We start from the raw sequence: 22,564 nt of genomic DNA, 5'->3' as shown, positions 1-22,564 counted from the left end.
ACCTAAAACACCTTACTATTTAATTGTTTTTGTAGCTCTTTAGCAGATTGTAAGCCATCCTTGAAATCACTGATTACATGATCATGCTTAATAACTTCTGATACAAACCTCTTTATCAAACTAAAGTTTAAAATAGGTAATGTTATTGATTCAAATTCCGTTTTATTAATTATTGGTACCGCAGTTACACCTGTGTTTGCCAAAATTTTGGATTTGTAAAATTTTAATAAATACAATATGTACAATGGATCAAATTCAGGAAAGGGAATTAGTGAATTTATTTGTTGGTTCGTACAACAATCTTCAGTTGCGATTGCAACTTTGCCAATTGTCGAACCTATACAAACAGTAAGAATTGAACCTTTGGGAATTTTTCGAGACTTTAAAGCCCCTTCTTGAGTCAAATTTCTTTCAACATTAGATATAAATGGCGTCTCATCAATATCAGCCGGAGTTACAAAATCTACATTCCCTCCCCAATATTCATCATTTTTAGTTGATGGTGTATTTCCTGTAATTACATTCCCTAGCTCTTTTATTTTTTTTCTATGTTCAGATTGATCAATATAAAACTTGGTCAACGATTTTTTTGCTATTATAGCCTTCGTTAGAGCTATGCGTGTTTTTTCAATAGAATCGTTCTTAGAACTCAATAATGCTACTAAGTCTATTTGTGATTTTTTTGAGGGTAACTTAAATTCATAGCTACAAAGATCTTTAAACTTAACCCGTGGTGACAGTCCTCCCGCAGAATGCTTAACAGCAAAATCGAAAAAATTATCATTATTAACAATAAATGGAAGAAGCTCTGGTACTAGTAACTCATCTCTTGCCCTCATCACCGTTATATCACCTGAACAAATCCCTTCAAACTCTGCTTTAGCTGCTTTTTTTAAATAAGCTCGGCGGCGGCCAAACAAAACATCACCTTTACTAAATTTTTTAGTGAACGTTGTGCTTTCTTCAATACTTGCTGAACGACGTAAATGCATATCTTCACTGTCAATATGCTCTAAACCAACTACATGCTCGATGCCTTCAGAAACAGGGTCTTTAACTGACTCTTTAGGTTCAAATACCACATCCCCAAACTTAACCTTCTTCCAGTCTGATTTATCAATTGAAAAGTTTTTAATAGCTTCCATGTCTAACATTAAACTAGCTCCTTAAATAGCTTTTCCATTGATTGCTTTAAGTTTTCTGAAGATTGTTGCCATTCTTGATACGTTGTTGCAAAACAAGCTTCTTCTCCACTTACTAGAGAGTCAGGGCGAATATAAAGGTTAATAGCCATATTCCCTTTTTTATCTAAAACCTCTTGCTTATCAACTAACACAGCGAAACTTTCTTCACTTTCAAACTTATTGTAAGCATTAAATATTTTATCGATATGAATTTGATCTAGATAGCCAATGTTTTTATCTTGTCTTACTTCTTTTACCGCATTAATAAACAAGATTTTATCTTTTTTATTAGCTTCTTTGTTTGTTTTGGTAATAAGTAAACACGCTTCCATTGGCGAGTTATAAAAGAGGTTTGGCCCAAGACCAATGACACATTCTACTTGGTCTTGCTCAATCATTTTTTTGCGCATTTCAGCTTCTGAATCACGGAACAAAATACCGTGTGGCCATAATGAAATGGAACGTCCATTACCTAAATCTAGGCTTTTTTGGATGTGTTGTTGAAACGCATAATCCGCACAACCTTGCGGTGGAGTTCCCCATACATTTCGGCCATGCGGGTCGCTTTCAAAAGCTTTGCGATCCCAGGATTTAATTGAATATGGAGGGTTAGCTAAAATTACGTTGAATTTTTTCAGCTCGTCATTTTCAAGCAAGCCTGGATTACTTAAGGTATTACCACGCACAATATCGAACTCTTCAATGCCATGCATAAACATGTTCATACGGGCAATGGCTGAGGTTAATAGGTTAATTTCTTGGCCGTATAATTTAAGGGTGCGGTATTCTTTGCCCTCATCTTTAAGGTGCAACGCACAGTTAAGTAATAAACCACCCGAGCCACAGGTAGGGTCGTACACCGACTCGCCTGGTTGTGGGTCCATTATCATGGTCATTAATTTAACCACGGTACGGTTGGTGTAAAACTCTGCTGCGGTATGGCCGCTATCGTCAGCAAACTCTTTAATTAAGTACTCGTAAGCATTACCTAGCTTATCGTCTGGTACATTTTTTAAATCAAGGGTGTGCTGTGAATAATGCTCAATTAAGTTGGTGAGCATGGCATCAGAAAGACGGTCTTTATTGGTCCAACTGGCATCACCAAAAATACCTTCGAGAGTATCAGGATTAGCCTTTTCAATGGCACGCATTGCGTTTTGCAGCGCTAAACCAATGTTAGTGGTGGTTTCACGTACATCTTTCCAATGAGCACCATCAGGTACTTGAAAGTGATGGTTTTCAGCAAAGGCGGCGTATTCTAAATCACCATCACTTTCTGCTAAGGCGTTGTTAAACTCTTCATCGTAAACGTCAGAAATACGTTTAAAGAACATGAGTGGGAAAATGTACTGTTTGTAATCACCGGCATCTATGGTGCCTCGAAGCGCAGTGGCTGCGCCCCAAAGGTATTTTTCTAATTCTTGTTGGGTCATCATGCTGATGGCTCCTCTGTTACAGCGACTTGTTGTTCAACGTCTCTAATAATTTCAGATGCTGTAATATCTCGACCATCTGCTAATATCTCGACAGCTTTAGCTACATATGCTGCTCTTTTAGCAATAAACTGAGCAAAGTCGCTTTTAACTTTACTTACTCTTTCTTCGCCAACTAACCCTGTGTAATCGCCGCACTTTAATTCATCTAATGGGATTAGATGTGATTGAAGCCGTGCATTAACGATATCTTCACTGGTCCAGTTATAACGATCTTTTAAATAACTAAGCGGATCTTTATTACTAATATTTAAATTAGTTTTGTCTGTGATCATTGCACAGTTCAAAGCAAAATAACTTTCAGTTTCTACTTCTTTTAATAAGGCATCAGGAAAGACATGGTGGTAGTGTCTTCGGCCATCGATAAGTTGCTGCCTAGTTAATGGAGCTCCGTCAGCAAAATCATGTGCGCCTAACTTACTGAACACGGCCATTATTCCACGGCCTCGTATATTTTCACGCTTAGGCCAACCAACACGCTTTAATTCATCATCTGTAGAAAGTGGATATAAATCTCTATTCAATACAGGAACATCAGCTTCAGTATAATTAGAACCATCAGTTTTAGTTGTTGCTGTAATTATATTTTTAAGCGCAATAAAATCGTTAAATGCATGTGAAGCTGCTGAGTTTTCATAACGGTCGGTAAAAAAACTAGACCATAAATACTTTTTAAGGAGAATTTCGAAGTTGCCTCTAGAATCTAAGTTTTCCGGGATATCAACATATAAAGCAGCAATAACTGCTAACACTGCATTGGTTGGTAAACGGCTTCGATCATAAATAGCTTGGCTTTCCATGAATGTCGCCATTTTAGACAAACCTAATGACATTTCATCCCAATTATCTACCATGTCTTCTTTGCTCATATCCCACATGCCACGTTGATTAGGTAGCTTTCCCTGTATAAGAGCTGACGTAGCAAGTATCAGAAATGGTAATTCGAAATAATGATGAATAGCGGGATATTTTTGATCTAACTCGGTTTGGTAATCATCTAAAGAAACACCTTTAACACCCTCTATTTCAGCTCGAATTATATCGTACTGTGATAAAGGTTTACTGTTGGTATTCATATTAATGAATACTTGTAAGGCAGTTTCTTTTGTCGTTTGAGAAGGTAATGCAAGGTATGGAAGATTAAAGTGCGTAATAGTTTCTCTGAAGTCTCTTATTTGATCTTTTAACTGAGTTTTTTTAGTCATCCAGTTCATCAAAAGAGATTCATAGTTATCTTCTGATGACGCAGGTTTTAAAGCCGTTAAAGCTTGATCTACCCATACGTCTATTTCACTAGCAATATCTCCTGGTCGAAATAGATTCATTGGTAATAACCCACGTTTCAAGCATTCACTTGGAACATCAACCCAGAGTGGCATTGTTTTACCGTTTTTATTTGTCCAACGGCTTTCATACCACACTTCGGATTCGTCTGACTTTTCTTCCTCTGGTACTCTCTCGTCATAAGTGTTGAGGTATAGAAAGTAATTAAGCGCATCGTAATTATTATGTAATGCACGCCACAATGCAGTTAAACGTTGTTGACCATCTAATAAATGTTCGGTAACTCGACCTTGTGTTTCTGGCGCACTAACCAAGTATCTAGATACAAATTGCTCTTTATCTACATCAAGTAATAAGGTTACTCCTAATGGTAAGTTTTTAGTTACTGTATCAAGAAGACTACATACACGGCTTTTATCCCAAGCTTGATGACGTTGAAAACGAGGTAGCTTTATTTCACCACTTTGAATTTTTTGAAACCAGATAGACACTTGTCTGTCTTGAGCTGAACTTGATGGCATCTTCATTATAAAAATCCTTTTAAAACGTTCTTGAACTTTTCTTCAGCTTCAAGGCTTGCTTGCCATGCTTGTTTTAAATCGCTCATTGCTTCTTCTACTGACGGCAGGTTATCTTCAATGATTTTTTCAACGTATAGCGGAATGTTTAAGTTGAAGTCGTTTTCTTTTAACTCATCCATTGAAGCGACTTTTACGTAGTTTTCTACATCTTGATAATTGTGATACCAGTCGTAAATTTGTTGAACGTGATTTGGCTCTAGGAAGTTTTGTGCTCGGCCTACTCTAATTTGGTCAGAAGCATCAATAAACAATACTTTGCCTTTTTTATCGGCTGATTTATTTTGTTTAAACACCATGACACAAGCAGCTAACTGGGTGCCGTAGAACACGTTAGGTCCTAAACCGATAACGGCTTCTAGCATGTCTTGTTCAAGTAACTGCTTACGAATTTTACCTTCGGCTGCTTTCCTGAATAATGCACCATGTGGTAATACAACTGTCATACGGCCAGTACTGTTCATGGATTTAACCATGTGTTGCACCCAAGCCATATCACCATTACCTTTTGGCGGTACTCCGGCTATGTTTCTGCCATATGGATCATTGGCCCAGTTTTCAGCGCCCCAGTCTTTTAGTGAAAATGGTGGGTTTGCTATTACGCAATCAAAGGTTTTAAGACCATCTGCTTCAAAAAATGCTGGATGACGTAAGGTATCGTCTCGCAAAATTTCAAAGTCTTCAATGCCATGTAAGAACATGTTCATACGGGCAATTGAGCTTGATGTAAGGTTCTTTTCTTGTCCGTATAATTTTAGTGTTCGGTAATCTTCTTTGTTGTCTTTAAGGTGATCAACACACTCAAGCAACATACCACCTGTACCACATGCTGGATCGTAAATAGTTTCGCCTTCATGCGGGTCTAAGATCATTCCTAGTAAATGCACCACCGAGCGAGGCGTATAGAATTCACCGGCTTTTTTATTGGTTAAATCCGCAAAGTGTTTAATTAGGTATTCGTAAGCATTACCGAGCATATCAGGGTCAACTTTTTGATTACCTAATGTGTACTGTGAAAAATGCTCGATAAGGTTTATCAGTAATGCATCAGAAAGCTTATTTTTGTTGCTCCACTGAGCATCACCAAAAATACCATAAAGGAACTCTTGGTTAGCTTGTTCGATACCACGTAAGGCGTTTTCAATTGCTGCACCTACGTTTGTGGTTGTTTCACGAACATCTTGCCAATGACAACCGTCAGGTATTTCAAAGCGATGCATTTCTGGTAATGCTGCGTATTCTTCATCACCATCTGACTCTTCAAGTGCTACTCGATATTCCTCATCATAAACATCGGAAATACGCTTAAAGAAAAGTAGTGGGAATATGTAAACTTTAAAGTCAGAAGCATCAACAGGACCTTTTAAGATCCAAGCTGCTTTTGATAGGTATTGCTCTAACTGAGAGAGCGTTATTTTATCCATAATTTGGTGTCTTCGATTCCTGTTGATAGCCTGGTGCAATAGCGAGATTTTCAGCACCGTATAATGTTTGATTGTTTTGCAAATAGAGTTGGTATTCTGGGCCTGAAAGTGAACCACTTTCAGAACAGTCCACGTTCCAACGTCTTAATAAATATCCTGCCATAGCGGCACGCACGTTAACTTCTAACATGCCTTTCTCCATGCCAAAGTCGAGCTTGATGGCTGTTGGGTGCTTTACGTTATTTGGATGCGGAATAATTTGTAATGGCACCATTCGCATCCATTGATGATCTTCCAACTTATCTTCTTCAGGGGATGGTGTCTGTGCCAGAATTGTAACTTTGGTAATGCGAGTTAACACAAAGTCTCTGAATGATTTTGATTTGCGATCATACGCTCTTAAATGCCAACGTAAGCCATTATCTACTATTGAATGAGGCACTAACTCTCTTGCACCTGAACCACTGCTTAAAGACGTATATATAACGCTAATAGGCTTATGATTGATGATTGCTTGAGAGAGCTTAGCGATAATATCAATATCAGGCACGTTTAACGGGCTTGGTGATTCAATAGGGAATGACGTATCACCAATAGAATCAAAGCCATCACTGATGTTATTCGCTAACTTAATAAGCGTGCGGCGTGCATCATGCTTAAATATGGGCTTGAATTGCGTTGTGATGAAGTATTTTTTCTCTACATTGTCATACGCCATATTATCAGGCGCATTTTCTTTGTAGAATTTTAAATCTCTGGTTGCAGCAGCAAGGCCTAATTCGAAATGACTCACTATCTCACTGCGAGTTACCATCCCAGTAAAATAGAGCTTAAAGTCGATATAAGCTAGGCGCTGCTTCTGTGCAAAACTAAATTCGTCCATTCGATAAATCTGATTCTATTGACATTTTCTATTCGAGTTGAAATAGTATGTCTCATTATGAGTTAGACAGCAAATAGATTTTATGCTTTAGTGTTGATACAGATCATCACTACTTAAAAGCTCAAATTTATGCCCAATCAAAACGCCAAACCTTCTACAGAAAAACATACTAATTTAACTGAACTAGAGCATTTAAAAGTCGAGCATTTTGATATCTATCAGGAGCTGATGAAGCAATTTAAATTTGATGATCGGGTGTGCCATGAATGGCTAATGAAACCCAAACGCCCCTTGCAAGGTAAGTCACCGTTTGAGCAATTATCCATAGATACTGATGAAGTGATGGATATGCTAGTTCGTATGAAGACAGGTGATTTTTCGTGAGGGGCAAGCACTAGTGAATATTCTCTTTTTATGCACCGCCAATATTCAGCGCAGTAAAACAGCTGAAGAGCTGTTTCGTGCTGCTAATAAAAAACATCAATACAAATCAGCAGGCCTCAGCGCCAAGTATGTACAGAAAGCTAATTCAACACTTTGCACTGAAGAAATGCTGCAATGGGCTGATCAAATATATGTATTTGAGGAGCAACATATTGAACGAATTCAAAAGTACACTGGTGATGTTTATTTGCCTAAAATAACCAATTTAAACATCCCAGATGAATATCAATATTTTCAACGAGAGCTTGTTTTGCTTTTACTAGAACGAGTTAAATTATCAAATTATGAGCAGACTCAAAGCATAAACCATAGTGTAGTTTTTGATTTAGGGACTAGCCTTCTTGAAAAATGGGGTTGTACTACTTCCCAGAAATTAGCAATTTTAGGAATAGCTAAAGCTGACTTTACTCACTATCAAAAGAACTCAAGCGCAGTATCTTTAAATACTGAGCAACTCCAGCGTATCAGTTATCTAACTAATATTCACCAGAGCCTTAAATACATTTTTTCTAATCCAGAGAACCTGTATGGCTTTATGAACATGAGAAACAATAATTCATATTTTAATGGCAGAACTCCGCTATCGATCATAGCTACGGGTAAAGTCGACGATTTTTCTGATGTATTTAAGTGTATTGATAGCATGGTAATTAGATAACAAAAGAAAATCTATCAGAATTATTTCTTATATTTTTAACAGATCTAGCAAGTAGCTGTTGCGCTTATTTGAGTTGCTTTCATTTCGTATTACTTGAGCAAAGTCATCAGAGTTCCCTACAATATGAACTTCAATTTTAGCTCTAGTGATTGCTGTATACAGCCACGATCGGTCAACAATGCGTCCTTTCTGAAACGCAATAATGATACGAGGAAACTGTGAGCCCTGAGCCTTATGAAGGGTAATTGCATAACCAAGCTCCATACAATCTAGTATCGATTGATCAATTTCTATCGTTTCCCCTGTATCAAGCGTTACTTTTCCAAAATTATTAGCCGTTGGCTCAACACTACTTAAAATACCAAGAGAGCCATTTTGAATTCCTTTTTCATAATGGTTTTGAGTAAAAAGGATTGCATCATTTACTCGTAAATTTTGATGGTAACTTTCCCCGTGCATTTCAAATTTAAGTAAGCTGCCTTTGGGGTTAGTTGCAAGCTGAGTAAGTTTATTTATATCAGAGACTAACTGTTTTGTTGGAGCGATAATACGGCTGTTTTCTGGTGAGCGCTGATATAATTCACAACAAGCCTGAGCAATATTTTTCTTGTCTGTTTCATGAAAAAAAATAGAACCAGTTGAAAGATGAGCAGGTACTTCTCCTTGATTAACTAAGCAGGAATACTCTGGTATTCCTGAGCTACCTTCTTGACGTTTCACAATCTCAAGTTTTGTATTGGCAATTTTCTTAGCTAGAACAATATCAGCTAATAACTTTCCGCATCCTATAGGTGGAAGCTGATCTGGGTCGCCTCCAAAAACAATCCTTACCGATGGGTGAATATGATTTACTATACGGTACATTGTCGGTAGATCTATCATGCTTGCTTCGTCTATTACCAACAAATGATCTTTGTGCGATAAATTTGGAGCAATACTTTCTCGTCTCAATAAAGCTGCAATTGTAGAAGTTTTAAAGCCCACGGATTCATGTAAACGCATTGCAGCTCTTCCACTAAGTGCCACAGCATGTATTTCAAAACCCATTTGATGATAAGCGCCTAGTACAGCTCTAAGCACTGTAGTTTTACCTGTACCGGCACCACCTGTAATACAGCTTACTGCATTATATAGACAACGGATAACAGCTTCGGCTTGTCCTTCCGTCAATTCATAAGGTGATTCTGCAATCGCATTAAGATAAGCTAGCTCTACTTGCTTATCATAAAAAGATGTTTGTATTGCTAGTGACTTTAGCCGCTTAGCTACAACATTTTCCATTAACAGCTGGGCTGTTGGATGATAACTTCCCGTATCTGGATTGAGAATATACTGCGCTCGGTCATAACCCGCTTTAAAAGCTGCATTAACAAGCTCATTACTTTTCAAAAACTTGGCTAATCTAGGCCGTAAATTATCCTGCGAAGTATATGTGTGACCTTTTTCAATTTCTTTTCGAATAGCCATTTCTATGGCTGCACTTAAACGTCTGTGATCACTTAGCTCAACTTGAAAGCTCAACGCTGGATTTGTGGCTATTTGGTCAATATCACTAAATGACATACCAAATCCAACCAATGCAAACGGGTTAGCCTTTATGGATTCGATAGATTTTTCACCATGATGCTTTATTAAACGCTGTTGAACACTTGTAGGTATACTATGCTCTGACATCCAGTTACAAAATGCTAAATTTTTATATTTTGAATAGCCCTTAAACAGGGTATCAATAGACTCATCACTCAGAATACTTTTAAGCTTTTTTCTTACATGAGCTGTATCATCTTTCAATTCTGAATGAATGTTTTTGCCCAATAAGTTCCATACCGCTCTAGCTTTAGATTCTCCGATACCTTTAAAGTCAGCATTACTAGCTATAAATCGAATTAGTTGCTCTCCATTATTTGGCAAAGTGCATTTAGTTTGAACTGGTGACTTATAGGTATGCTGTTGCATTATGTAGTCGCCGATATCCATGTCTTCAACCAGCTTATTGCCTTTAACATACCAATGCTGGCCTATTTCCGGTTGTATAGGGATATAATCGGGGTTTACTTTGATCGTAACGTAATATTTACCACTATTTTTTTTATATGAGCCTTTATTAAGAGGAACACCACTAAAAATAACGATATTTTTCGATGAAAGTGGGATGCTAGTTACTCTAAAAAAATCTTCATACTCTACAGGGTTCATCTAGGTATAAACCCCATTTCAGAGATTGTTTCAGTGAGCTCACCATACCTTTCAAGTTGATTTTTTAAGCCTTTTATTACTGATTTTAATTCAATGTTTTCAGCCTCTAGTAAAGCAAGGCGCTTGGAATTTAATCTACTTAGATTGTCAGAGCTGTCATATTCTTTTGATTTAATATCTGTTTCTTTACCACTATCTGTCAGTTGAGGAAGTATGTTTCTTTTTCTTAGATCATCCTCTAATGCTTTAAGTTCTCTTTTCAAGTTAGGGTTTTGAGTTAGAGCCGACTTACCACACCCCGTTGCCTTTGATAATTCACTTCGATTTAATTTACCATCACGTGCTATTTGTTTAAAATCGTCATCACTTTGCGTGGCTACCCATACCCTAAATTTATCTAGATTTTGTTGCGCCGCTTGCTGCCCATTTATTCCTTTTGCAGTAGCCACTACGCACCTCCAGATTTACGCTTAATTTCAATTAATGGCTGCTCTAACATATTTCTCGCATCATCGAGTGTATCCATACGAATTCCATTTATATATGCATTATGTTGCCAAAGGATAAATCGCTGTTCATAAGCTTCTATTTTCATCTCAGCTCTATTCAACTCAGCTTCTAGACTTGAAATTTGGTTATGTAAATACTCAACATCACTACTTTGTTTAGAATCATCTTGAACCTCTTCTCGCAAGGCTCTTTGACGTGCAGTAAATGCTTTTTGGATAATTTCATAACTAGATAATGCTTGTCGCGTAACACTATCAAGCTCAAGCATTTTTATAACCTCCTTACACAATAAGGGCCAAGTAAGTTTGCCTTTCCATGTATCAATTAGGTGGACGATATCAATTATATTCTCCGCTGTTATTACGATTTTAGGCATAATTACAACTCCATTATTTTGAAAATATCATCAGGAACATCTAAATCAGCAGGTTGCTTAATATCATTAGCGAGCCCTTTATCTCTGAGCATTTCTTTAACAGGAGAAGGGTCGTATTCTTCAGGCATTCTGATGACCGCACCCTCAGGAATATTTTCATTCTCAAGTAAGCTGATTTTTGTACGGATATGAGTTATTCGCCAAATATGACTACTAACCCAACGATCAGCTCCAAATACACCTGCACCTTCATCTTTTATCGCTTTACTTAACTGAGCTTTAACTTCAGTCTCTCTTTTTTTAAGTAACTGCAAGGAGTCACTAAAACCCTTGATACACACTAATTCTTTACATGTTTCGCAGTCCCCATTGCTCTGGCAGGGTAATATTGCATAATCATGCTCACAGATACCAAGCTCTGTAACTATTGCAGAACCAGGCAAGCTTTTCCCCAAATCAACAAATGAGATAGGAAGTCGATTTTTGATTTTTTCCAGTACATTTGCGTCTTCCGGTATCATTAGATTTGCGGTTTGTTCAGCTTTCTCTGCTTCTGGTCGATTATCATATTTTCTGTTATCGCTTACTTGAGCTCGTCCCGCCCAGTTTGCTAAGTGAAGTTCTCCCATACCTCCATCTTCACTCATTGTACTTAACCAATGCCGTGCACAATGTGTATTCAATTCTATAGACTCACCACTTTTTAAACTAAATCCATGTTTTGCCCATAAAGTACGATCACCTTTTGCATCTTTTTCAACAAAACGATCGTTTACGTGATTAACCGTAGGTAAAGAAAATGAAAAACCACGAGGATTGAAATCTGCATGGAACTCATTTTCACGATGAAGCAATAGTGCCTCAGAAGCTTTTACATTTTTATTCTTATCAACATAAGGCCAGTTTGGAAATTTACGAGTGTATTTCTTATATTCATGAGCCCCTAATGCTCGATAAGATATATTTCCATTAGTTTCGTTATATAGTTCAGTTAACCATATGACACCACTATTAAAGTTGGCATAATCTGTTGATATAGCTGCATTAAATTGTTCGATTGATAATGCATCATCAAGAGAAAAGCCTGTTGGTGTGATACACCCTGAATGTATGTTAAATTGCCCTGGGTTTTCTTCTGCAAATTTTGCAGCTTCGCGAGCTGGTTTTCCAATTCGTTTTAATCGTTCAACTGCTTCGACTACCACATCTTCTATTTCAGTTGGCACCCATTTAATCTTCGCTTTGCCTTTTTTAGCGGCCACCCAACGAATGCCTAGCTTTTCTACTCCGGCCCGGTTTTCTTCCCACTCCAGGCAGTTAACAGGTAACTCAAACTCTTCAGAACACCTGCTAGGTGCGCACATCAAAAGTGCAAATATTGCTGTAAAATATTCAGCTTCTACTCCTAACATTGGAGCCTTACTAAATATATCAGCAACAAGCATCATTTCTTCATTGGTTGGCATTTTTTCTTGTCGGCATTCATCTCCTTTTTCATCAACTGCGATTGTTAAATCTTTTTTCTTAGGATATGGATTAGACCATTCAGGCAACCCTGGAGCGATCAATTGTTTTCGACAAAACTTTAATATTATCTCCATTTGATAGCCTGCTTTATTTCGTGCAGTAGAATCAGATAGTTGCCTGTGGAACACCTCATTTAGACGAGCTAAAACAGTTCCATCAATGCGTAATATATCAGCCTCTCCTACGCCTAAAATTAGTGCTTCTTCGAGTATACGAATTGCTTCCATATGTCTTTGTAAATTGGAAACGGGATTGTCGGTGTATACATTTTTTATGTATGCTTTAGCAAAGTCGATAAATGGTGATGAAAGAGGTTCAAAATGGTATGAATTTGACGGCTTTAAATTAGTTGAAAACCGTGCAACAACCTTGCGAGTATTCTTATACGTATACCAATTATCTTCTAGCCAATTATCAGATCCAAATGCAATCAAATGGTTTCGACAGTTTTCAATAAAGTCCTGTAAGTTTTGTTCTGCTGTCCACTCAGATTTTGCCTTGAACCTTACAACGTTAGTCATTATTGGTTTCTCCCTGTTTGATTCTTATTCATCTCAGCGCAAGTTTGTACAACCCATTCAACGGCAAGAATCAAAGTGTCTTTAGTGGATGCGTATTCTTCACTTTTCGTTGTTTTTAACCTCGCTTCTTTTTCTTTGTATAGGCTTTCCAGAAACTTCTCATGAGGTGCATCCAGCAAAGGTCTAAATTTTTCACATACATAGCAAGATTCATAACCTTTAACGCAAAAATCATTAGTTCCACATGCACCAACTACGTCATTATCTTTATTTGGTATTTTAGCGGTAGGATCATCGCCTCGTTCACCATCGGTACTATTGCAAATAATCTCCCCTTTAAAAGCTCTCGCAAATGGCGCTAACTGTTTACCAACAGCCTGATCAATATAGGTCACTGTATCCGCTGTGTTCTCCGTATAAACCATAACGTTTTGTGTATCTGAATGGTCTAATGCCTCAGCTATTACCGCAGCACTAATACCTTTTCGCCCAAGATTAGTACCACGAGTTCGACGAAAGCGTCTTGCTGAAAGGTAAATTCGATCACCTGTTCGCTCACTAATAGCTTCATGATGAATATTTACTGCTCTCATAAAATTGTCACGAAGCTGAATTGTCGAACTATGAAGTAGATCTGTTTTTAACAAGTCATCTAATTTAATTGACTCTTTTGAACTAGAGAAAATTTGTTGAGTAATACTCCAGTCAACGAATAATGGAGTTAAGGTTTTTTGAAGCGGACCCAATTTTAAGCCATACGCTTTACTTAATTTCTTTTGTTGAGCTTTACTTAAATTCAATAGAGTAAGATACAATTCTTCCGTTATTGCTACACGTTTAAAAGCTTGCCTAAAGCCTACACCCTGTTGTTTCGCTCTCGGCACATTAAGGTAGTAATTTGATGTGTTTTCACCCTCTGATTGCTCTTTGATAATATCTTGAGCTTTAAGTTGACGAAGTTGAATTGCTCTTCTAGCTGTTGCTTGCAGAGTTGAAAGATAAGAATAACAATCGAATGAAATGAGATCTTCAGCAAATAATCGAACTAACTCACTGGCAATAGCCAGTTGCTCATTCTGACTGAACCCACCATATAATGGGCATCGATTGGCTATGGCAACTCCTTTAACAGAACCTTTTAAACGCATTCCTTCTAATACATCTACAACCGATTGTGTAATGCCAGAGTAGCCATAGTCATACCAACTAATTAAAAAGCTTCGAAGCGAGCCCAAATACCATTCATTTTCATCATTAAGCATTCCGCGCCAGTTACGTATAACATTGTCATTTACTTCTTTGGATCCAGTATCACGGATCATTCGTTGGAATCGCAGATACATATTAGAAGTATGGCCAACAGAATACTCTTCGGCGTATCTTGCTAAGGTTCTTTTAAAGCCTTTTAACGTTTTTGGCTTAATCGCTAAAACATCAGGCTGAAAGCTAATTTTAGTTTCTTTGTTTAATATCCATACATTACTGTTAGTATTAAATGTATACCCGTCTCTTGATATTCTATAGGAAGAGTTAAGGGTCGATATTGCTCTGCTTTCATTATTTGTCAATGTTAAATCACTCATGGCAACCTCGACCTTTTCGGGCTTGTTCTACTTTTTCTTTTAATTCATTTTGTTCAGTCAGAGATACCTCATTTGCTTTTTTCGCTATGTGGCGCTGGTTGTAGATGTCTCCAGATTTTTCACTGGAATGCCCCATGTAGTGCATTCTCATTTTTGCTTCGCGACCACTATCTATATGTGTATAACCTTCAATATTCGCAGCCGCTAACTCGTTGTTAGCATCGACTTTTTCTGAAAACTCTTCGTTCCAATCATGTCTAAAAAAATGAGGATGAATTAAGCTAAATTTCTCATCTACTTTTTTCATCGTTGGTACGATAGTGTTATCAAAAGTCGAGGTAGAAATAGGGTCTCCTAGTGTTTCACCTTTTCTATGCACCACAAATAAATAAGGATGTTTATTTGCATTTGGCACTTTGCTTCGATAATCACCTATATAAGTATTTAGTAGCTTAGCTGTCTCATCATCGATCCGAAGCATTCGCTCTTTCGTTTTTGCAACCGGTTGTTTATTTCTTGTGTCATTTTTGTCATCGTGTGTTCTTTTCACCCAGACGCACTTTTTATTTCCGTGTAACACCATGTGAGTTATTTTCAGTGACAGTAACTCTCCGCGTCTAATGGCCAGTTTCTTGAGTAAATGAAACATTAAGTGGTTTCTGTAACGAACGCTTTCTACCGAGAATGGATTTTTAGGGTTGTCGTAATGTGCAACTTCCATAAATTCTTGGATTAATTCTTTTGGTATGTTTTTACTATTGACTTCATCTTTGACTTTTTTCCCTTTTCTTTTTGGTCTAGATTTTTTGAAGCGTTTTTCCATTATTTCAATCTTGTTGTTAATGTTGGAGCTATTGATATGCTGTGTTGCAACCTTCGCTAAAAATATTAAGTACTCAATTACTGATGTCATCCGGTTGTAATGATGGTCGCTGCCAACAGATGGCGTAACATCAATGAATTTAGGCGCTATATTCATTGATATGACTTTATTTTTCTTATTAGCTTTTTTGGAATATTTTTTTAAAGGGATATTTACTGCGAGGTAAGTTTTGAGCTCTTCAATATCTAAATCTGTGAGAAATTGGCCTTTTTGAAATTCAACATAAAGATCTCTTTGCTTTTCCTGCTGCCATTCTAAGAAATACTTAATATGATTAAGCTTATTCTCTATCGTTTGCGCTGCCCGAGATTCTGGCCTTAGTTTAGAGGTAACCCAAAGAGTGGTGTGAAAATGGGGGAAACCATCATTACCCCAAAGTACTGGATATCTTTCACCATTTTGAAATTGTATTGTCTTTACGAACATTCTTAACATTCCCATGCAGCTAGACCTAAAAGCTAACATAAGAAAATTTGAAGTTAAAGACTGATATTTTTTATAAGCATATGATATAATTAGACTTATTATACTGATTCAGCCTAAAAATGTCAATAGAGTTCGATTTTAGAACTATATGTATTGACCAAAATTCTGATCGCCAATCGAAATTCACTCACTCATTTTTTGTTTTATTTTTACAATTTTGTTTACGTTGATCCTACTAATAGTTCGATATTTCATCATTTAAAAGTGTAAAAATAAAAAACCCAGCAAAAATGCTGGGTTCGTCATAATAACTTGTAAAATATGCGCTTAATTTAACACTTTTACATTTAACGTGATCTAGAATGGAATATCGTCATCAAAATCCATTGCTGGCTCTTGAGGGTTCACTTTAGCTGCTTGCTGGTTTTGCTGACCAGAGAAGCCGCCTTGTTGACCACCTGATTGCTGACCTTGGAAGCCACCTTGTTGACCACCAGAGAAACCACCTTGTTGGCTGCCTCCTTGCTGGTTAAAGTTAGCGCCTTGATTTTGCTGGTAACCACCTTGCTGCATAGCTGGTTTGCCTTGACCTTGGTTGAAGCCACCTTGGTTTTGCTGAGCAAATCCACCAGAAGCTGCACCTGCTGCCGCGCCGCTCGCTGCTGCGCCACCTGAGAAGTTACCGCCAGCGCCTTGACCTGCGCCTGCACCACGAGAGTCTAGCATTTGCATTTCGTTTGCACGGATTTCAGTGGTGTACTGATCTTGACCTTGTTGGTTTTGCCATTTACGCGTACGTAGGCTACCTTCGATGTAAACCTTAGAACCTTTTTTCAAATACTCGCCAGCAATTTCAGCTAGACGACCATTGAAGACAACACGGTGCCATTCAGTTAGCTCTTTCGGCTCACCTGATTGTTTGTCTTTCCAGCTTTCAGAGGTGGCAATAGTTACATTACATACTGCTCCACCATTAGGGAAAAAACGTGTTTCTGGATCTTGGCCCAGATTACCTACAATAATTACTTTATTTACACCACGACTGGCCATGTGAAAAGTCCTGTTTCTATTTTATGTGAATCATTAAATAACTCGTCGTTGACGTTTGGAAACGAGTTACGATGCCTCTATACCAACGTATAAAGATGAATTGAAATGCATTATCAAATTCAGTTAAGTCTGCCATCTTAGCACTGAATTTTGAATTTAAAAAGCACAATTAAAGGGTCAAATATAAGGTTTTTTATCAATCAGCAATCAAGCGATTGGGAACTAACTTAAAAACAATATTTTAGCGCGTCATTGCTCAAAATTAAGGCAAAAAAAAGCCGATAACATTGGTTATCGGCTTACTCTCCCCAGAGTACTATTGCCTAATGGTTATTTATTATTATTAATTAACACTCAGGCAAAGTTTTAATCCATTCTGCTATCAACTCAACACCTTCTATATGGTGGATACTGCGGCCCAAAGGTGCCATACGCTGATTGGCATTATTTGTTGTCATACGATAAAGCAAGTAAGACTTTTCCGGGTGACCTGGTACAACATCGTATTGCAGGCTCTCTGGGAACTCGTCTTTTAGCTCTTCGCGGTTGGTGTCATCACGGTTAGCAATCGGTTGCTTACACAAACCAAACTTAGACGTTTCTTCATTTAAGTCACGGTTAAACTCAAGTTGCAGACCGGTATAACCTGCAGGTCCTGTGTACTCATCTAAGCCACGTTCTGACAAGCTAAGCTCTGAACGGTGACAATGTGCACAGTTACTATCTAAGTAACCACGCGCTGCATTATCAAGCTCTTCTGCTGACAACTGGTTCAATTGTGTGTCATCTCTGAATAACATCAGTTTTTGCAAGCTATCTGCTGCTGACGGCATGCCCGCTAACAAACCATTATCTTGCCAGTAGGTTAACTGGTTTTCAGTGCCTGACGCGTAATCGAAGTCTTTATTCAAATTACGTGCTTTTGGACCAATTGGCGTGAATTCAAGACTGCTTTCACCTTCTAATTGGTGACATGCATTACAATCTGTCGCTTTCGGTACACGGTAGGTGAAGTCTAGTTGCTCACCTTTGTGCATCGTAGTCACGTCTAGGCTGGCACCGGTAATCGCAAGTTTCGCGTCTTTACCATCTGCATATTCAGCATCCCAATAATAAGGCAATGCTTTCCAACCGTTTTCGCGGTGAATTAACAAACGCGTTTCGATAACCAGTTCGTCACCGCTTCGGTCCGCTGTATCTACTGGCATGGTAAATGTTTTCACCAACACAGTACCTACAGGAAAATCAAAGATTTCATTTTCAGTATATTTCGCTTGCGTACCACCTGGTAAAAAGGCGAAACGATACTTACTCGAGTAGTCGGTAAACAGCGGAATCGCTAAATCAAATGGTACACCACCTGAATTAGTACCCGCTGTAGGATCTGTGCTGTCTGTAAACAAGTTATATGAAGACAAGCTTGCACAGTTCTTGGTCATCAACGCATCCCAGTTAACACCGTCAACATCAGCATCACAGTCGCCTTCGCCACCTGTTGGGCCACCAGCGTCTTCGTTGATTGGACGACCACTGTCAGCGTTATCGCCTATGCCATTGCTGTTGTCATCTTTCCATTCATTTGGATCGTTAGGAAATACATCGATATTATCACCACGGCCATCGCCATCGCTGTCTAATTGTTCGGTTTCATCATGAGGGAATGCATCAGCATTATCACCAACACCATCGCCATCTGTATCAAACCATTCGTTTGCATTATCAGGAAAAGCATCATTGTGATCAGCGTAACCATCGCCATCAGCATCTTGCAAAACGCTTTGGTTGTTTTCTGGCAAACTTTCACTGTCACTGCCACAAGCAGTTAAACCTAAGCTGAAAATAGCTGCCAGTGAAATGAGTTTTACACTTCTAGAATTTTTCATTTTATTCACCTACCCACTACAAATTTTTTACAAGTTTTGGGTTCAAAATTAAGGCGGGCAGTGCCCACCTTAAATTACCTTGTCATGCGCGTCTCTTTGAACTCTTATAAGTTACAAGAGAAAGCTGTTTGATCATCACCATTACAACCGTATTTCATACCTCGGAAAGTTACCGTTGTTGGCGATAGTCTTTCTTGAGTACAGGCGTATGGGTGCGCATCACCGTGAATATTATCTAGAGCGAATACTGGTGCAGGTAAGCCACCAGAAATACCTTTAACTGCTGCTCCGGCCATATCCACAGGGAATACGGTACCGATTTTGGCATCGCCAAATTCGCCATGAGAAGCCGCAGAATTGCCATCAATGTTATTTTGTAAACACAAACCATCTTCACGTTCGTATGCCGTGAACGCATCCTTGTTTGCTGTTAACGCCAATAGTTGCTCATCTTGGAATAAGTCCGTTTGCGTAAATACAAATTGGCCGATACCATCAAACAAAATCGCAGGCATTAACTTACCGGTGTTATCAACAACACCACCAGTTGGCATAGACTCAAATGTTATTGGATCAGCAACTAGCTCAAGCGTAAGGCCAGTAAAGCCATTAGCGATAGTGAATTGTGGAGTACCCTCTGGCACGCCAGCAGGGAGTGGAACGATTTCAGCTTGTAACAACAAACCTGCCCAGTCAGCGCCAGAACGCTCAATCACGTTGTCGTGAACATAGTTCAATTTGTAGTTTGGCGACCAACCTTGAATCATTGTTGCCAAGTAATCATTCTCATATTTTGAGAAATCATCTTGAACTAGGAAGTAGCTCGCAAACTCCATTGCTGATGTTTTGTTATCACGGAAGTAGTTGTGATAAACCTCAACACCTGAGGTCGCCAAGTTAAGGAAACCAGTGCCTGGTGGTACTAAACCAACAGTAGAGGTAAATGGCGCAACGTTTTCGGTATTATTGGCAATCATTTCGTTATCGAATACACGAACATTACCGCCGTAAGCTTGCTCAAGACCAGGTAAATCGAATACCAAAATACCACCGGTATTTTCAATCGCTAGGTTTTTGTATACATCGGCATTCATAGTATTTTCAATTTCAATACCTGCTACGTTCATACGTGCGACGTTATGACGAACAACAACATTGTTTGATTGACCAACATAGATACCCGCATCAGCAGAACCATAAGAGTAGTTATACTCCATGATGATATTGCTTGAGCTTACTGGGTATAAACCGTAGGCGCCATTGTCTGATTTAAGACCTTCTGGCCAAACCGCACCAGTGTATGCCATTAATACACCATCACTGCCTTTAACTTTGATACCGTTTTTCTTTGGATCAAGTACAGTGAAATCACGGATTTCAACATCTTTACAGCCTTCGAAACGAACCGCGTCTTCAGCCGCCGTTGCTTCTTTAAAGCTAAGTTGCGTTTCATTAATACCGTAACCTGTGAACGTCACATCTTCCATGTCTTGAATAAGAATGGTGTCAGAAACTTTAAAGTTACCTTGTGGAAGAACGATAGTTTGACCATCTTGTAGGTCAAAAATAGCCATGTTAATCGCATCAGTAATGTCAGCGCCGTCACTTAGATCGCCGTCAAAATAATCTGCTACAAAAATTGAATCAGAGTAAATGGCGTAATCTGATGTGGTGTAGGCAAATGCTGAAGCACCAGAACCATTTTCGCCAGTACCGCCAGAGCTTTCGCCATCTTGACCGTTGTCACCTGTTGGACCTTGTGGCCCTGTTGGACCTACTGGACCTTGTAGACCTGATGAACCTTGTGCGCCGTCTTCCCCATCTTCACCGGCACAGCCTGTTAACATTAGTGCTCCCGATACTGCAGCGACTAATAACGATTTCTTCCAATCGTTCGCTTTGTTGTAACCCATTTTCACCCTCTTTTATATTTTTAATTGTTTATTGAGCATTTATTGGTCAGAGGTCTAACTTGTAACATAAAGTTCACAAAACAGACAATAGTTTTTTTGTTAATCCGTGGAATCCAATAAAAGAGGGGAGTATAAAATCCGATTTAACCATTTGATAAATAAACAATTTATCAATGTACTCCTAAACCATAATTATTAAAAACTGACCAAGTCGCGCAATAAACTAAACTGGACATTTATCCTACGATTAGTATGGAATGAAACTTACATGGAGTTACATTTGATTACAAGAGCAACAAATTTCGGTGACATCTAATGTGGTTAATTTTTAATGATACAGTTGTTAATAGTTGTTTAATAAGTCATCAGACCATAGACCACCTACCAGATCGAACTCTAATTAAAAATTCGCTTTATATAACTTTCAATCCCTTTAATAACAACAGCTTTCTAAAGAGCAATTACTCCAAAAACAACATTATAGAGTAATTACTTTATAAAATTTGCATTAGTAAAGCTTTCTACTGGTACGACCATCAAAAAAAATTGTAACCGCAGCGAAATTTTTGCCATAAAGTTGCTTACTATTGCTAATATGGCTAAAAATAGCAGTCATTAAAGCGATGCATTAGGAAACCCGAGTGGTTGTTGACGTAGTAGGCAGAATGAATGAATATTTTAATTGTCGCAAATAAAGATCTTGCCGCGAATGTTTGTCTAAACAAAATCTTACCCAGCTTAGCGCAGCAACACAGGCTGAATTTGTACCTATCAAACGCTGTTGGTAAACGTACACAACAGCACCCAGACGCGCTGCAAAACTTAAAGCAGTTTGAGCAACATTGGGATGATTTAATCCCCATTAAAACGACGCATTCAGAACAGCCTCTGCAACCAGAAGCACACAGTAAGTACGTGTCGTTTGAACAATTGAATCCCTATTTACAATCACCAATCGAGTTGGTCAATAACATTAATCAAGACGAGTCACTGGCAAAACTGAACGAGCTAGCGCCGGAGCTTATTGTCTCTATCCGCTATGGTTGTATCATAAAACCACCAGCAATTCGTGTAGCCAGTAACGGCGTTATCAATCTTCATTCTGGGGTATTACCTGACTATCGAGGGGTGATGGCAACGTTTTGGGCAATGCTTAACAATGAATCTAAGATAGGCACAACATTACACTTCATTAATGACGGCAATATCGACGCTGGTGACGTCATCAAAATATCTAAACAAGCAAGAGATCCACAGGCATGTTACTTGTCTCAAGTATTAAGCCTATATCAACAAGGCAGTCAGGATATACTGCAAGCGATTAACGCCATAGATAATGAACAAACGATATCGGCGCTACCGCAGCAAGGGCAAGGTAACTACTTTAGCTTTCCAAGCCAGGAGGATTTACAACGATTTGACGACGCCGGTATGCGCTTAGTAGACAAGGATGCTTACAATCGTTTTATTAAACAGCATTACTAATACCACATTTGTAGAGCGATGAAGCCTAGAAAGCAAATCCTAGAAAGTAAAAAACCAGCCATAAGGCTGGTTTTTTTATATATGGTGCCCACGACTGTATGGATGCAGGAGGTAGAGCAATGCAGGGAGCAATTGCCGAGAGGCGGTTCCGCCGGCAGGGCTCTAGCTTACTCTAGCAATTAGCTAGGTATTGTTAGTAAACTTAAAACCCAATTAAAGAAAGCAAATCCTAGAAAGTAAAAAACCAGCCATAAGGCTGGTTT

17 protein-coding genes are annotated in these 22,564 nt (G+C 38.5%); 3 read left to right on the top strand and 14 right to left on the bottom strand.

Translation table 11 applies throughout. From position 1 onward, the window contains the following. Positions 1-2 precede the first annotated feature (2 nt). From HII16_RS05920 to HII16_RS05900, 5 genes are read right to left on the bottom strand one after another with little or no spacing between them, the layout of a single operon-like run. Positions 3-1,154, bottom strand: a complete 1,152-nt coding sequence (locus HII16_RS05920; RefSeq protein ID WP_169128331.1) for a restriction endonuclease subunit S — start codon at positions 1,152-1,154, stop codon at positions 3-5. Beyond that, positions 1,154-2,620 (bottom strand): class I SAM-dependent DNA methyltransferase, encoded by a 1,467-nt coding sequence (locus tag HII16_RS05915; protein WP_248289516.1) that lies wholly within the window; start codon positions 2,618-2,620, stop codon positions 1,154-1,156. The genes HII16_RS05920 and HII16_RS05915 overlap by 1 nt, the downstream gene beginning before the upstream one ends. After that, on the bottom strand, positions 2,617-4,488 hold the full coding sequence (locus HII16_RS05910) for a DUF262 domain-containing protein (protein WP_169128329.1): 1,872 nt from the start codon (positions 4,486-4,488) through the stop codon (positions 2,617-2,619). The genes HII16_RS05915 and HII16_RS05910 overlap by 4 nt, the downstream gene beginning before the upstream one ends. Further along, positions 4,488-5,963: a class I SAM-dependent DNA methyltransferase gene (locus HII16_RS05905; protein ID WP_169128327.1), complete on the bottom strand. Its 1,476-nt coding sequence runs from the start codon at positions 5,961-5,963 to the stop codon at positions 4,488-4,490. The genes HII16_RS05910 and HII16_RS05905 overlap by 1 nt, the downstream gene beginning before the upstream one ends. Beyond that, positions 5,956-6,846 carry a WYL domain-containing protein gene (locus HII16_RS05900; protein WP_169128325.1) on the bottom strand — a complete coding sequence of 297 codons (891 nt, stop codon included), beginning with the start codon at positions 6,844-6,846 and terminating at the stop codon, positions 5,956-5,958. The genes HII16_RS05905 and HII16_RS05900 overlap by 8 nt, the downstream gene beginning before the upstream one ends. Before the next feature lie 129 nt (positions 6,847-6,975). On the opposite strand from HII16_RS05900, the gene HII16_RS16755 reads away from it, so the two are divergent. Next, entirely contained in the window at positions 6,976-7,230 is a 255-nt protein-coding gene (locus HII16_RS16755) for an antitoxin Xre/MbcA/ParS toxin-binding domain-containing protein (RefSeq protein WP_211183418.1), read from the top strand. A gap of 13 nt (positions 7,231-7,243) precedes the next feature. Next, entirely contained in the window at positions 7,244-7,948 is a 705-nt protein-coding gene (locus HII16_RS05890) for a hypothetical protein (RefSeq protein WP_169128323.1), read from the top strand. A gap of 27 nt (positions 7,949-7,975) precedes the next feature. Here the strand turns inward: HII16_RS05890 and HII16_RS05885 are convergent, their stop codons facing one another. The 9 genes from HII16_RS05885 to HII16_RS05845 all read right to left on the bottom strand — a co-directional run bounded on the left by HII16_RS05885 (position 7,976) and on the right by HII16_RS05845 (position 20,816). Further along, positions 7,976-10,144, bottom strand: coding sequence for an AAA family ATPase (locus HII16_RS05885; protein ID WP_169128321.1), 2,169 nt, complete (start codon positions 10,142-10,144; stop codon positions 7,976-7,978). Then, positions 10,141-10,593 (bottom strand): VPA1267 family protein, encoded by a 453-nt coding sequence (locus tag HII16_RS05880; RefSeq protein ID WP_348981393.1) that lies wholly within the window; start codon positions 10,591-10,593, stop codon positions 10,141-10,143. The genes HII16_RS05885 and HII16_RS05880 overlap by 4 nt, the downstream gene beginning before the upstream one ends. Beyond that, positions 10,593-11,030, bottom strand: coding sequence for a hypothetical protein (locus HII16_RS05875; protein WP_169128319.1), 438 nt, complete (start codon positions 11,028-11,030; stop codon positions 10,593-10,595). Before HII16_RS05875 ends, HII16_RS05880 begins: the two co-directional genes overlap by 1 nt. Before the next feature lie 2 nt (positions 11,031-11,032). Beyond that, entirely contained in the window at positions 11,033-13,078 is a 2,046-nt protein-coding gene (locus HII16_RS05870) for an integrase (RefSeq protein WP_169128317.1), read from the bottom strand. Continuing rightward, the gene (locus HII16_RS05865) at positions 13,078-14,661 is read right to left on the bottom strand and encodes a site-specific integrase (protein WP_211183417.1); all 1,584 of its coding nucleotides are present in this window, start codon (positions 14,659-14,661) and stop codon (positions 13,078-13,080) included. The genes HII16_RS05870 and HII16_RS05865 overlap by 1 nt, the downstream gene beginning before the upstream one ends. Then, positions 14,654-15,970, bottom strand: a complete 1,317-nt coding sequence (locus tag HII16_RS05860; protein WP_211183416.1) for a site-specific integrase — start codon at positions 15,968-15,970, stop codon at positions 14,654-14,656. Before HII16_RS05860 ends, HII16_RS05865 begins: the two co-directional genes overlap by 8 nt. Positions 15,971-16,327: 357 nt before the next feature. Beyond that, a complete protein-coding gene (gene ssb, locus HII16_RS05855; RefSeq protein WP_169128315.1) occupies positions 16,328-17,020 on the bottom strand; it encodes a single-stranded DNA-binding protein in 693 nt (230 codons plus the stop codon). Between the two features lie 347 nt (positions 17,021-17,367). Continuing rightward, positions 17,368-18,903, bottom strand: coding sequence for an SO2930 family diheme c-type cytochrome (locus HII16_RS05850; protein WP_169128313.1), 1,536 nt, complete (start codon positions 18,901-18,903; stop codon positions 17,368-17,370). Between the two features lie 104 nt (positions 18,904-19,007). Continuing rightward, positions 19,008-20,816 carry a parallel beta-helix domain-containing protein gene (locus HII16_RS05845; protein ID WP_169128311.1) on the bottom strand — a complete coding sequence of 603 codons (1,809 nt, stop codon included), beginning with the start codon at positions 20,814-20,816 and terminating at the stop codon, positions 19,008-19,010. 669 nt (positions 20,817-21,485) lie between these two features. Between HII16_RS05845 and HII16_RS05840 the strand changes: the two genes are divergently transcribed. After that, positions 21,486-22,301, top strand: coding sequence for a formyl transferase (locus HII16_RS05840; RefSeq protein WP_169128309.1), 816 nt, complete (start codon positions 21,486-21,488; stop codon positions 22,299-22,301). The last annotated feature ends 263 nt before the right edge of the window (positions 22,302-22,564 follow it).

The organism is Thalassotalea sp. Y01 (assembly GCF_012932945.1).
Taxonomy (GTDB): Bacteria; Pseudomonadota; Gammaproteobacteria; order Enterobacterales; family Alteromonadaceae; genus Thalassotalea_A.
The sequence above is the reverse complement of the archived record's forward strand: the minus strand, read 5'-3'. Positions and strand labels throughout refer to the sequence as shown.